This is a genomic window from Muricoccus pecuniae, assembly GCF_014199205.1.
In the GTDB taxonomy this organism is placed as follows: Bacteria; Pseudomonadota; Alphaproteobacteria; order Acetobacterales; family Acetobacteraceae; genus Roseomonas; species Roseomonas pecuniae.
The window spans coordinates 34257-47357 of the sequence record NZ_JACIJD010000001.1; the positions used below are offsets into that span (position 1 = coordinate 34257).

A 13101-nucleotide genomic window follows, 5' to 3' on the forward strand; every position below is an offset into this window, starting at 1 on the left:
GAACCCCGCCCGCCGGAAGCGGCGGGCGGGGCAGCGCCGGTCAGCTGAAGGCGTAGTCGCTGCTGCTGATCGAGTTGATGCCCTTCAGCGTGAAGTGGTCCACCGATCCGTCGGACGAGACGATGGTGAACTCGTTGCCGATATTCGTCATCTTTGCGCCGTTGCCGAAGCCCTTGAAGGAGAGCTTGTCGGCATCGCCGCCCCAGGCCTGAGGGCGGAAGTCGGTGATGGTGTCATGGCCCATCCCCTTAGTGATGACGAAGGTGTCCCTGCCCCCGCCGCCCGTGAGCAGGTCGTTGCCGCCGCGCCCGTCGATGATGTTGGCGCTGCCGTTGCCGATGATGATGTTGGACAGCCCGTTGCCCGTTGCCGTCGTCCAGCTCGTGCCGGTGATCGTCAGGTTCTCGACGTTGTCGGGCAGGGTGAACCGGTCGAGCCAGGTCGTGATCGTGTCCACGCCCTCGCCCGCCTTCTCATAGGCCTGGTCGCCGAGATTGAGGTCGAGATAGGTGTCGTCACCCCTGCCGCCGGCCATCCAGTCATTGCCGCTGCCCGAGGAGAAGGCGTTGTTGCCGTCCGTGCCGGTGAGGGCGTCGTTGCCCGAGCCGCCCCAGACGGTGTTGCCCGGCGCCGCGCTCGTCTTCGTGTCGCCCGTGGTCACGGTGACCGGGGTTGGCGCGGAGGGAGCGGTTGTGGTGCCGCCGGAGGAGACACCGTTCAGGGGCGTGCTGAAGGCCGCCTTGAAGGCCGCGCTCGCATTCGGCATCGAATTCGTCGTGGACAGGCCCGTGACCTTGTCCATCGTGACGTCCCAGTAGCTCTCCAGCGCCACGTTGTGGGTCTGGAACCACTCCTTGACCTTCTGGATATAGGGCCCGGCGTTGTCGGAGTTGATGCCCCACTCGGAGTAGGAGGTGGGCTTGCCGTGCTGCGCGGCGAAGTCCTCCAGCCACTGCAGGCCGTAACGCGCGTTCTTGAGGCCGTTGAAGGCGTTGTTCGGATCCCAGCCCTGGTACTCGGGCGTCCAGTAGAAATCCATGCCGATCACGTCGACATGGGAATCGCCGGGATAGATGGTGGCGGGGTTAATCCCGGTATCGGCGTAGTTGATGTTCCACTCGATCTTGAAGCGGCTGGAGATGTTGTGGAACGTGTCCGCGAAGTGGCGGAACGCGCCGATGAACTCCTGCTCGTGGCCGACGGCGGTCCACTTGAACCACTCGCCATTCGCTTCCCAGCCCGTGCGGACATGGATGGGGTCGTTGTCCCCGGCGCGGGAGGCGAGGAGGGTCTTGGCCACGGTCGCGTAGTAGGAATCGTAGGCGCCCCTGGCGGCCTGGGCGAGGCTGGCGCTGCCATCCGTGACCATGATCGGCACGGACCAGTGCACGCGCTCGTTGATCCCCTTCCAGAGCGTGTTGGTCATCCAGTTCGCGCTGTTGGTGAAGTCCGACCAGTTCGCCATGCCGACGACGCCGTGCACGGTCTCGATCTCGGAGCCGAGCCAGTTCTCGAACTGCTGCAGCGCGGTGGGGGAGTTGCCGACATAGACGCCACGGAGAGTCATTCAGGAGTTCCTCACGAAATCGCGAGCAAGGCCTAAGTCGTCCGGAACGGGGCGGTCAACATTTCTTGATTTCACCTAAACGTGATTTGACGACGTTTTCTTACGTGTCGCGTTCGTTTGGGCCGATCACAGATTTCGACTGTAAGAGCCCGGTTTCTCTCCAAAACGATACGTTTCTCGCGCAGGTCCGGAAGTCGGGCCGATCAGCTCGGCAATCATGCACGTAATACGTGTAATCGAAGTCGTTCTGTTTCGCTCCACGATGCATCGTCGGGTGGAATGGAATGCTCTGGGGACAGGCGTTTTATAAAAGAGATTGGCGATCCGGCAGGCCCCCGGGGGGCAGTGGCGACGAATCCACCCCCTCTTCGAGGAGCACTCGGCGGCGCCGTGGGCATGCCAGGAGGGTTTGCGCCGGAAAGCACGCGGCCGCTCCGCTGGCGCCTCGTTGCCCGCTGGAACCGGGGTGGGCGAGAGGGCCCGGAAACGAGAACCGCCCGCCCCGGTGTCCCGGGGCGGGCGGCAGGAAGCCCGGCAATGCGGCGGGGGTCAGCCCCGGCGGAGCGCCCGCAGGGTGGCGAAGGCCAGCGCCGTCTTCACCGCCGTGCCCGGCAGGAAGAGAAGGAAGCCGGCGATCCAGGCCTTCTCCAGCCCCACGAAGGTGGAGAGCCAGAGCACGCCCGGGATGAAGACCGCGAGATGGGCGATGGTCAGCACGGCTGCCTGCCGCGCCGCGCCGCGCCCGGCCAGGCCCGCGATGCCGGCCGAGGCGAGGAAGCCGAGAAGGAAGCCCGCCGTCGGACCCATCAGGACGGCCGGGCCGCCCGTGCCATGGGCGAAGACGGGCAGGCCCGCCGCGCCCTCGGCGAGGTAGAGCATCACGGCCGCCACGCCCATGCGCGGCCCGCCCAGCGCGCCCAGCAGCAGCACGGCAAGGGTCTGGAGCGTGGCGGGCACGGGCCACATGGGCAGGCTCACCTGCGCCGAGGCCGCCAGCACGGCCGAGCCCATCAGCGCCATCGACCAGAAGCGGAGCGCCGGCCGCGCGGCGAGCGACCGAGAGCCGAGAGATTGGGGGGCGTTCATGCCTGGATTCCCTTCCTGCGGGCGCCTCGCGCCCCGGTGCCACCGCTTGCCACGCCGCCCGCGCCCTCGGCAAGCGGCGGCTCGGCCAGGGGAAGCAGGCGGCGCATGGCGGTGGGGAGGGCGGCGCGGGCGGCCTCCGGCTCCATCCATGCCATGCCGGGCGGAGCGGGGCTTTCCGGCACGGCGGCCTCGGCCAGGCGCATGTCGAGGTCCATATGGGTGAAGCCGTGCCGGGCCGTGCCCGGACGGAGCCGCCACCCGGCGCCAAGCAGGGGGGCGCCGGGCAGGGGAGCGTGGGGCAGGGCCTCCTCCAGCGACCAGGGCGCCCCCTCCCGCCAGGGCGTTCCCGGTATCTCCAGCATCCCGCCGAGCAGCCCTTCCGGCGGGCGGTGCCGCAGCAGCAGCCGCCCGGCGGGATCGCGGGCGAGGAAGTGCAGCCCGTGCCGCTCCCCGCGCGCCGCCTTGGGCGCCTTCACGGGCAGCGTCTCCTGGATGCCCAGCCGCTGGGCGGCGCAGTCCCCGCGCCAGGGGCAGAGGGCGCAGGCCGGCCGGCGCGGGGTGCAGATCGTGGCGCCGAGGTCGAACAGCGCCTGCACGAAGTCGCCGGGGCGGGCGCGCGCCTCCTTCTGCTCCATGAAGCGCGCGGCGGCGGGGGCGATGAGGCGGCGGGCGCCGGGCAGCGGCTCGCGGATGGCCAGAAGGCGCGAGACCACCCGCTCCACATTGCCGTCCACGGGCACGGTGGGGCGGTCGAAGGCGATGGCGGCCACGGCGGCGGCGGTATAGGCGCCGATGCCCGGCAGCTCCCGCAACCCCGCCTCCGTGTCGGGGAAGCCGCCGCGCGCCACGACCGCCCTCGCCGCCGCGTGGAGGTTCCGGGCGCGGGCGTAGTAGCCGAGCCCCGCCCATTCCGCCGCCACCTCCTCCCAGGGCGCCCCGGCCAGGGCGCGCACATCCGGGAAGCGGGCGAGGAAGCGGGCGTAGCGCGGGCCGACGGTCGCGACCGTCGTCTGCTGGAGCATCACTTCCGAGAGCCAGATGCGGTATGGATCGCGCTCGCCGCGCGCCTCGCCCGGTGGCGCGTAGACGCGCCAGGGCAGCGTGCGGCGGTGGCGGTCGTACCAGCCCAGGAGCGGGCCGGCGGGCGGAGGATCGGGGATGGCGTCGGGCAAAGCGCGGGCAGGGGAGGGCGGGACGGGCGGCGAGTCCAGCCCCCCGGGGCGTATCACGCCCCCGGGGCGTAGCGCGCGCCCGGAGCGTAGCCCTCCCCCGGAGCGTAGCGTGCCACCTGGGCATGACGCGTCCCTGGGGCAGCAGGGCTCCCCGGCGCGCGCCGCCTCGCCGCGTCGCCGTCAGCCCGCTGCCCATAATAAGGAAGCGGAGGCACCCGCCGCCCCGCCCGCCATGATCGACCCCCGCCGCCCCGATCTCGGCCTGCGCCCGCTCGGCGGCTTCATCCCGCGCCTCACCCGCCCCGCCTTCAAGAAGCGCAGCCCCGCCGGTGCGCTGCTGATGGCGGACTGGGCGGGGATCGTCGGACCGGCCATCGCGGCGGTGACGGTGCCCAAGCGGCTGACGGGCGGCACGCTGACTATCGGCTGCTCCGGCCCCGTCGCGATGGAGTTGCAGCACCTCGCGCCCCAACTCATCGGTCGCGTGAACGCGGCGCTGGGCTCGGTCACGGTGGAGAGCCTGCGCTTCGTGCAACAGGCGCCCTCGGCCGCGGCGGCCCCCCGCGCTCGCCCGGCGGCGCCCCTGCCGGATACAGTTCGTGGCGCGCTGGACACGGTTGGCAACCCCGAGTTGCGGGATGCCCTGGCAAGATTGGCGCGCGGCGTCTATCGAGCCCGCTAGAATGCAGCCCCCACCAGGACGGAACCGCGGACCGATGACCACCCCCCGCCGCAGCCTTCTCCTCGCCGCGCCCGCGGCCGCGCTGATGCCCGCCGCCCTGCGCGCCCAGGGGACGGACCCCCGCCTGGGCGAGCGCTCCGCCGGCCGGCCGGACGCGCCGGTGACGGTGATCGAGTACTTCTCGCTCACCTGCTCCCACTGCGCCGCCTTCCACAACGGCACCTGGCCCGAGGTGAAGTCGAAGCTGGTGGAGACGGGCAAGGTCCGGATGGTCTGGCGCGACTTCCCGCTGGACCAGGTGGCGCTCGCCGCCGCCGTCGTCGCCCGCGCCCTGCCGGCGGAGCGCTACGAGGGCTTCATCAGCGCCCTCTTCACCTCGCAGGACCGCTGGGCCTTCTCGCGCGGCGCCGACCATGTCGCAGAGATCGCCAAGGTCGCGGCGCTGGCCGGGATGAGCCGCGCCCAGGTGGACGCCGCCCTGGCCGACCAGACGCTGCAGCGCGGGATCCTCGAGATCCGCATGAAGGGGCAGCAGGAGCACAACGTCGCCTCCACCCCCACCTTCGTCTTCAACGGCCGTCCCCAGGCGGGCGCGGTGAGCTACGAGCGCTTCGCCGAGCTGGCGGGCGTCTCCGGCGGCTGATTCCCGGAAGCCGATGGACACCAACCCCGCCACCCTGCCCGGGGCCGAGCCCCTGGAGAGCCACGAGGAAGGCGCAGAGCTTGCGCCCTCGGGCGCAGCGATTGCGCCCGGGGATCGGGCGCGCGCCGACGCCTCCCTCGCGGATGCGGGGGAGGGGGACGCCGGGGATGAAGACGAGCGGGACGGCACCCGCCAGCCCCGCACCGCCACCCTCTCGCGCCTCCGCATCGCCGGCTTCAAGTCCTTCGCGGAAGCCACGACCGTGGAGGTCATGCCGGGGCTGACGGGGATCGTCGGGCCGAATGGCTGCGGCAAGTCCAACGTGGTCGAGGCCCTGCGCTGGGCCATGGGCGAGACCAACGCCCGGGCCATGCGCGGCGGGGAGATGGACGACGTCATCTTCGCCGGCACCTCCTCCCGCCCCGGCCGCAACCAGGCCGAGGTGACGCTGAGCCTGGAGGAGGCCGCCGGCCTCGCCCCGCCGCCGAACGCCGAGGCGGCGGAGCTGGAGATCACCCGCAAGATCGAGCGCGGCGCGGGCACGGGCTACCGCATCAACGGGCGCGAGGCGCGCGGGCGCGACGTCGCCACCCTCTTCGCCGATATCGGCTCGGGCGCGCGCGCCTCGGGCATGGTCAGCCAGGGGCGCGTCGCTGCGCTGATCGGCGCGAAGCCGGAGGAGCGGCGATCGGTGCTGGAGGAGGCCGCCGGCACCGCCGGCCTCCGCGCCCGCCGCCACGAGGCCGAGCTGAAGCTCCGCCAGGCCGAGACGAACCTCACCCGCGCCGACGACCTCCGCACCCAGTTGGAGACGCAGCGGGAGAGCCTGAAGAAGCAGGCAAGGCAGGCCGCGCGCTACCGCAACCTCTCCGGCCTCACCCGCGCCGCAGAGGCGGAGTGGATGGCGCTCCTGGCCGCCCGCGCCGAGGGGCAGCTCCTCGCCTCCCGCCACGCGCTGGACGCCGCCCGCGCTGCTACCAAGGCCGCCGAGGCCGCCGCCGAGACCGCGACCCGCCGGGCGCATGCCGCCGAGATGGCGCTGCCCGGCCCGCGCGCCGCCGAGGCCGCCGCCCGCACCGCGCTGGAGCGCCGCCGGGTGGAGGGCGAGGGGCTGGCCGCCGCCGAGGCCCGCGCCCGCGCCGCGCTGGACGCCGCCACCGGCCGCCTCGCCCAGATCGGGGCCGACCACGCCCATGCCGCCGCCGTGGTGCACGATGCCGAGGCCGCCGAGGCGCGGCTGAACGCCGAGGCCGGGGAGATCGCCGCCGCCCTCGCCGCCCTGCCCGCGCGGGCGGAGGCCGCCGCCGGCCGCCTCGCCCTGGCCGAGGACGCGGCCCGCGCCGCCGAGGCCGAGGCCGAGCGGAAGGCCGAGGCCGCCTCGGAGGCCGCCCTCGCCTTCGAGCGGCTGCAGGACGCCTGCCGCGCCGCCGAGGCCACCACCCGCCGCCTCGCCGCCGAAACGGCGCGGCTGGAGGAGGAGCGGGCGAAGGCCCTGGCCGCGAATGTCCTCCCCGAGGCGCTGTCGAGCGCCGCGGCCGAGGTGGCGAATGCCGACGCCGCCCTCTCCCGCGCCCGCGCCGATTTCGAGCGCGCCGAGGCCGCCCGCGCCGCCGCCGCCGCCGCCGAGGCCGAGGCGAAGCGCGCCGCCGCCGCCGCCGAGGCCGACGAGGCCGCCGCCCGCGAGGCCGCCCGCACCGCCACCGAGCGCGCCCGCCGCGCCGCCGAGGGCCACGAGCGCCTGAAGCGGGAGCACGAGGCGGCCCTCGCGGCCTGCATCCCCGCCGAGCGCCAGGAGGCCGCGCGCCGCGAGGAGGCCGAGGCCGCCCGCGCCGCCGAGGCCGCCGCCGACGCGCTGACGGAGGCCGAGACCGCGCGCGCCGGGGCCGCCGCCGCCCTTTCCCGCGCCCGCACCGCCGAATCCGAGGCCGGCGCCGCCCGCGCCCGCGCCGCCGCCGAGGCGCAGGGCCTCGCCGCCCTGCTGCGGGCGGGGGAGAGCGGCGGTGCCGTGCCGATCCTCGATTCCGTCACCGTGCCCGCCGGGCTGGAGGCCGCGCTCGGCGCCGCCCTGGGCGAGGGGCTGGACTGCCCGGCCGATCCGAAGGCGCCGCGCCACTGGCGCGCCCTGCCGCCGCTGGAAGCCGCCCCGCCCCTGCCGGAGGGGGCGGTGCCGCTCTCCGGCCTCGTCCAGGCGCCGCCGGAACTGGCCCGCGCGCTGTCGCAGATCGGGCTGGTGGAGGACGAGGCGCGCGGCCCGGCCATGCAGGCCGTGCTGGCGCCGGGCCAGGCGCTCGTCGCCCGCAGCGGCGGCTTCTGGCGCTGGGACGGGCACGGGGCCAATCCCGGCGCCCCGAGCGCGGGGGCCGAGCGCCTGCGCCAGCGCAACCGCCTGCGCGCGCGGGAAGCGGCGCGGGACGCGGCCGAGGTGGCGCTGACGGCGGCGCGGACCGAGGCCGAGGCCGCGAAGGCCGCCGAGGCAGGGGCCTCCGCCGCCGAGAACGCGGCCCGCAACGCGCGCCGGGAGGCCGAGGCGCGGCTGGCCCGGGCGCGGGGGGAGGCGTCCCGCCTCGCCGCGAGCGCGGCGCTGGCCGATAGCCGCCTCTCCGCTCTCGCCCCCGCGCTGGAGCGCGCGGCGGCCGAGCGAGCGGAGGCCGAGCGGGCGCTGGAGGCCGCGAAGGCCGCCCAGGCCGCGGTGCCGGACGCCGCCGCCGCCCGCGCTGCGCGGGACGCCGCCGTGGCGGCCCTGCGCGGGGCGAGCGCCGCCGAGGAGGCCGCCCGCCAAGCGCGCCGGGCGGCGGAGAACCGGCTGGACGCCGCCCGCGGCGCGCAATCCGCCCTCGCCTCGCGCGCCGCGGCGGCCGAGGGGCGGCTGGCGGCGCTGGAGCCTCAGATCGCGCGCTTGGCCGAAGGGCGCGCCGAGGTGGAAGCCGCGCGCCTGGCCGTGGAGGAGGCCGCGAAGGACAACCCCGATCCCGAGATCGCCCGCGCGGAGGCCGGGGCCGCCCGCGCCGCCCTCGCCGAGGCCCGGCGCGAGGAGGCCGAGGCCCGCGCCGCACGGCTCGCCCTGGAGGCGGAGGGGGAGCGGCTCTCGGAGCGCCGCGCCGCGCTGGAGGCCGAGGCCGCCTCCTGGGCCGGGCGCCGGGCCGATGCCTCGGCGCGGCTGATCGAGCTGACGGCCCGGCAGGAGGCCGCCGCTATCGAGGCCGCCGCCGCCGCCGACGCGCCGGAGGAAGCGGCCGCCCTGTTGGCGAGCGCCGCGCGGATGCTGGCCGAGGTGGAGGCCGCCCATGCCGGGGCCGCCGCCGCCCTGCTCGCCGCCGAGACCGAGGCGCGGGAGGCCGCGGAGGCCCGGCGCCTAGCGGACGCCGCCTTCGCCGCCGCGCGCGAGGCCCAGGCCCGGGCCGACGGCAACGCCGCCCGCGCGGAGGACGAGGGCCGCGCGGTGGCCACCCGCATCATGGAGCGCCTCGGCCCCGATGCCGAGCTGCCCGAGCCGCCCGAGGATCTCTCCGACGCCGCCGAGGAGAGGGCGCGTCGCAAGGCCGAGCGCCTGGCCCGGGAGCGCGAGGAGATGGGCCCCGTGAACCTCCGCGCCGAGGTGGAGATGGCCGAGGTGGAGGAGCGCCTCCTTAACCTGGAGCGCGAGCGGGAGGAGATCGGCCATGCCATCGCCAAGCTCCGCGGCTCCATCGGCCACCTGAACCGCGAGGGGCGGGAGCGGCTGCGCGCGGTGTTCGAGCGGGTGGACGGCGAGTTCCGTGCCCTCTTCACCCGCCTCTTCGGCGGCGGGCGGGCGCATCTCGCCCTCGTCGGCTCGGACGACGTGCTGGAGGCCGGGCTGGAAATCTATGCGGAGCCGCCGGGGAAGAAGCTCTCCTCCCTCTCCCTTCTCTCCGGCGGGGAGCAGGCGCTGACGGCGCTCTCCCTCATCTTCGCCGTGTTTCGCTGCCAGCCCGCCCCGGTCTGCGTGCTGGACGAGGTGGACGCGCCGCTGGACGACGCCAATGTCGAGCGCCTGTGCAACCTGCTGGAGGCGATGACGGAGGGCGGGACGCGCTTCCTCGTCGTCACCCACCACCCCCTGACCATGGCGCGGATGCACCGGCTCTACGGCGTGACGATGCAGGAGCGGGGCGTGTCGCGGCTGCTCTCGGTGGATCTCGGCCGGGCGGTGGAGCTGGCCGAGGCGGGAGCGGCCTGAGGCCGGCGTCCCGGAGCTGGCACCCTGGCGGCCTTCGCCCCGGCCGGGCTTCGCGCTATGGGGATGCGGCGCTCCCGTTGCGGGGCGCGGCGGGCAGAGGAGATCCGGCGCGACCATGGACCAGGCGATCCACCCCCGGCTCACCCTGCTCTCCCATCCGCTGGTGCAGCACAAGCTGACCATCATGCGGCGGCGGGAGACCTCCACGGGCGAGTTCCGCTCCCTCGCCCGCGAGGTCAGCCTGCTGATGGCCTATGAGCTGACGCGCGACCTGCCAATCGAGCGCGTGCCCATCGACACCCCGCTGGAGCCGATGATGGCGCCCTCCATCGCGGGGAAGAAGCTCTGCATCGTCTCCATCCTGCGGGCAGGCGACGGCATCGCCTCGGGGATGCTGGACCTCGTTCCCTCCGCGCGGGTGGGGCATATCGGCCTCTACCGCGATCCCGTGACGCAGCGCCCGGTGGAGTACTACCTGAAGCTGCCCGAGGACGTGGCCGAGCGGCTGGTGATCGTGGTGGACCCGATGCTGGCCACCGGCCATTCCGCGGCCGCGGCGCTCGGCAAGCTGAAGGCGGCGGGCTGCGCCAACCTGCGCTTCGCCTGCCTGCTGGCGGTGCCGGAGGGGCTGAAGGTCCTCGCCGCCGCCCATCCGGACGTGCCCGTCTTCGCCTGCGCCGTGGACCGCGCGCTGGACGAGCACGCCTATATCCGCCCCGGCCTCGGCGATGCCGGGGACCGGCTCTTCGGCACGAAATAGAGCCGGGAAGCCCCGCCGTCCCCGGCCCGCTTGATCATCCTTCCGCCGCGCTCCAGCCTCGCGGCGGTTGAAGGAGACCCCATGCCGATCGCCCGCCGCGCCGCCCAGCTCCTGCCGGGGGTCCTGCTCTGCGCCCTCGTCACCCTCGCGGCGCTCGGGCTGGCCCGGCTGGAGGCGGCGCTGTTCGGCCGCGCCTGGGTGGAGGCGCTGGTGCTCGCCATCCTGCTCGGCGCCGCCATCCGCACGGCCTGGCAGCCCGGGCCGCGCTGGAAGCCGGGGATCGACTTCTCGGCGAAGGTGCTGCTGGAGGCGGCTGTGGTGCTGCTAGGCGCCTCGCTGAGCACGGCCACGGTTCTCGCGGTCGGGCCGGCGATGCTGGCGGGGATCGCGCTGGTGGTCGCCGTCGGGATTCTCTCGAGCTACGGGCTGTGCCGGTTCTTCGGCCTGCCCTGGCGCATGGCGGTGCTGGTGGCCTGCGGCAACTCGATCTGCGGCAACTCGGCCATCGCGGCCGTGGCGCCGGTGGTGGGGGCGGACGGGCGGGACGTCGCGGCCTCCATCGCCTTCACCGCCGTGCTCGGCGTCGCGGTGGTGCTGAGCCTGCCGCTCCTCGTGCCCGTCCTCGGCCTCAGCCCCGGGCAGTACGGGGTGCTCGCGGGGCTCACCGTCTATGCCGTGCCGCAGGTGCTGGCGGCGACCGCGCCCGTCTCGGCGCTCAGCGTGCAGGTCGGGACGCTGGTGAAGCTGGTGCGCGTGCTCATGCTCGGGCCGGTCGTGGTGGTGCTCTCCCTGCTGGCGCCACGGCTGCGGGGAGAGGCGGGGCGGCCCTCGCCGCGTCCCTCGGTCGCGCGGCTGGTGCCCTGGTTCATCCTCGGCTTCCTCGGCCTCGCCCTGCTGCGGTCGGCCGGCATGGTGCCGGAGGCGGCGCTGGCGCCGGCGGCGGCGCTGGCCACGGCGCTCACCCTTCTCTCCATGGCCGCCCTCGGCCTGGGCGTGGACGTGCGCACGGTGGCGCGCTCGGGCGGTCGGGTGATCGCGGCGGCGGTGGCCTCGCTGCTCGTGCTCGGGACGATCAGCCTGGCGCTGATCCGGCTGCTCGGCGTGGCATGAGGCGGGGAGGGAGTCCCCCCGGCGCTCAGCCGAGGGTCGGGCGGATCATCTCGAACATCTCGCCTATCTCGGCATAGTCGCCGCGATAGCCGCAGCGGCCGATGGGGCGGGCGGCCTTGGTGTCGAAGATGCCGTCGCGGAGATAGGCGCGGTCGATATGCACGCCGACGACCTGCCCGAGCACGAGATGCGTCTCCAGCGCCGCGCCATCGAGGTTCTTCAACGGCACGACCTGGAGCAGCCTGCATTCCAGCGCGGCCGGCGTGTTCGCGACGCGCGGCGGCCTCACGAGGCGCGAGGGCGCGGCCTCGATGCCGGCGAAGGTCATCTCGGACTCGCCGTACGGCAGCGGCGCGCTGCTGCGGTTCATCACCTCGGCCAGCGGGCGCGTGGCGAGGTTGCAGACGAACTCGCCCGTGGCCTCCACGTTCCGCAGGCTGTCCTTGCGCCCCTCGCTCGCGAAGCCGACGATCGGCGGGTTGGAGTTGAAGGCGTTGAAGAAGCTGTAGGGCGCGAGGTTCACGCGCCCCTCCGCATCCACCGTACTGATCCAGCCGATGGGCCGCGGCGCGACGATCGCCTTGAAAGGATCATGGGGAAGTCCGTGGCCGAGGCGGGGTTCGTAGAAGTGCTGGTCCATCGGGCCTTCCGGAATTGTGCAGGAAATGGTCACCACCTCTGCCAGATGCATGCGGCATGGGCGAGGGGCGGTGCGGGTGCGACAGGATCGCCGGTTCGTGAGGCGGATTTCCGCTTTCGGCCGCGCCGTTCGTAACTGTACGCTCAGTTAGTTCGGGCGAGAAGCAAGCGGAAGGGGTTGGCCATGGCCATCAGCGACGCGGACATGATCGAGGCCTGGAAGAAGGTCCTCACCCTCTCGCAGCTGAAGCGGGGCGAGGTGGTGACGGTGCTGACGGGGCCGAGCACGCATCCGCAGACCCTTTCCACCGCCATGGTGGCCGCGAGCGGCATGGGCGCGATCGTCAACCGCCTAGACCTGCCGGCGATGAACGGCGAGGCCTCGCTCAGCCGCGACGCGCTCGCCTTCGTCGGCGACACGCCGCTGACGGGGAATCCCGCGGGCATGGCCGCGCTGAAGGCGAGCGACCTCGTGCTCGACCTCATGCTGCTGCTCTTCTCGCCGGAGCAGGGCGAGATCCTGGAATCCGGCACGCGCATGCTGCTCGCCGTCGAGCCGCCGGAGGTGCTGGCGCGGCTGGTGCCGACAATGGAGGACAAGCTGCGCGTGAAGGCGGCGGCCGAGAAGCTGAAGGCCGCGAAGGAGATGCACGTCACCTCCGCCGCCGGCACCGACCTCCGCTGCGCGCTGGGCGACTACCCGCTGCTGGAGGAGTACGGCTTCGTCGATGCCCCCGGGCGCTGGGACCACTGGCCCAGCGGCTTCCTCGCGACCTGGCCGAACGAGGGCAAGTCCAACGGCACCATCGTGATCGACCGCGGCGACATCCTGCTGCCGCAGAAGTCCTATGCCTCCGAGAAGATCACCCTCACGGTGAGGGACGGCTACGCCGTGAAGATCGAGGGCGGGCTCGATGCCGAGCTGCTGCTCGACTACATCGAGAGCTTCAAGGATCCCGAGGCCTACGCCATCTCGCATATCGGCTGGGGGCTGCAGGACCGCGCGCGCTGGTCCGTGCTCTCCCTCTACGACCGCGAGCAGACCATCGGCATGGATGCCCGCGCCTTCGCCGGCAACTTTCTCTTCTCGCTCGGCCCGAACACCGAGGCCGGCGGCACGCGCAACACGCCCTGCCACATCGACATCCCGCTGCGCCGCTGCACCGTGCGGCTGGATGGCGAGCACGTGACGATGGACGGCAAGGTGCTCGACCAGTTCTCGCTCGCCGCCGAGTGATGCGGGC

10 protein-coding genes are annotated in these 13101 nt (G+C 74.0%); 6 read left to right on the plus strand and 4 right to left on the minus strand.

What is annotated here, in order from left to right:
- Positions 1 to 40: 40 nt before the first annotated feature.
- The 3 genes from FHS87_RS00150 to FHS87_RS00160 all read right to left on the minus strand — a co-directional run bounded on the left by FHS87_RS00150 (position 41) and on the right by FHS87_RS00160 (position 3825).
- Positions 41 to 1567 carry a glycosyl hydrolase gene (locus FHS87_RS00150; protein WP_184512600.1) on the minus strand — a complete coding sequence of 509 codons (1527 nt, stop codon included), beginning with the start codon at positions 1565 to 1567 and terminating at the stop codon, positions 41 to 43.
- Between the two features lie 549 nt (positions 1568 to 2116).
- The gene (locus tag FHS87_RS00155; RefSeq protein WP_184512602.1) at positions 2117 to 2653 is read right to left on the minus strand and encodes a biotin transporter BioY; all 537 of its coding nucleotides are present in this window, start codon (positions 2651 to 2653) and stop codon (positions 2117 to 2119) included.
- Positions 2650 to 3825, minus strand: coding sequence for an A/G-specific adenine glycosylase (locus FHS87_RS00160; RefSeq protein WP_221299338.1), 1176 nt, complete (start codon positions 3823 to 3825; stop codon positions 2650 to 2652). Before FHS87_RS00160 ends, FHS87_RS00155 begins: the two co-directional genes overlap by 4 nt.
- Before the next feature lie 109 nt (positions 3826 to 3934).
- Between FHS87_RS00160 and FHS87_RS00165 the strand changes: the two genes are divergently transcribed.
- From FHS87_RS00165 to FHS87_RS00185, 5 genes are all read left to right on the plus strand, one after another.
- Positions 3935 to 4507, plus strand: a complete 573-nt coding sequence (locus FHS87_RS00165) for a DUF721 domain-containing protein (RefSeq protein ID WP_312861825.1) — start codon at positions 3935 to 3937, stop codon at positions 4505 to 4507.
- Between the two features lie 34 nt (positions 4508 to 4541).
- On the plus strand, positions 4542 to 5150 hold the full coding sequence (locus tag FHS87_RS00170; RefSeq protein ID WP_184512604.1) for a DsbA family protein: 609 nt from the start codon (positions 4542 to 4544) through the stop codon (positions 5148 to 5150).
- A 13-nt stretch (positions 5151 to 5163) separates the two neighbouring features.
- Positions 5164 to 9348: a chromosome segregation SMC family protein gene (locus FHS87_RS00175; protein ID WP_184512606.1), complete on the plus strand. Its 4185-nt coding sequence runs from the start codon at positions 5164 to 5166 to the stop codon at positions 9346 to 9348.
- 115 nt (positions 9349 to 9463) lie between these two features.
- Positions 9464 to 10108, plus strand: a complete 645-nt coding sequence (gene upp, locus FHS87_RS00180; protein WP_184512608.1) for a uracil phosphoribosyltransferase — start codon at positions 9464 to 9466, stop codon at positions 10106 to 10108.
- A gap of 81 nt (positions 10109 to 10189) precedes the next feature.
- Positions 10190 to 11218 (plus strand): YeiH family protein, encoded by a 1029-nt coding sequence (locus tag FHS87_RS00185; protein ID WP_184512610.1) that lies wholly within the window; start codon positions 10190 to 10192, stop codon positions 11216 to 11218.
- A gap of 25 nt (positions 11219 to 11243) precedes the next feature.
- Here the strand turns inward: FHS87_RS00185 and FHS87_RS00190 are convergent, their stop codons facing one another.
- A complete protein-coding gene (locus tag FHS87_RS00190) occupies positions 11244 to 11858 on the minus strand; it encodes a flavin reductase family protein (protein WP_184512613.1) in 615 nt (204 codons plus the stop codon).
- Positions 11859 to 12041: 183 nt separating this feature from the next.
- On the opposite strand from FHS87_RS00190, the gene FHS87_RS00195 reads away from it, so the two are divergent.
- Positions 12042 to 13094 (plus strand): M29 family metallopeptidase, encoded by a 1053-nt coding sequence (locus FHS87_RS00195; protein ID WP_184512615.1) that lies wholly within the window; start codon positions 12042 to 12044, stop codon positions 13092 to 13094.
- Positions 13095 to 13101 lie beyond the last annotated feature (7 nt).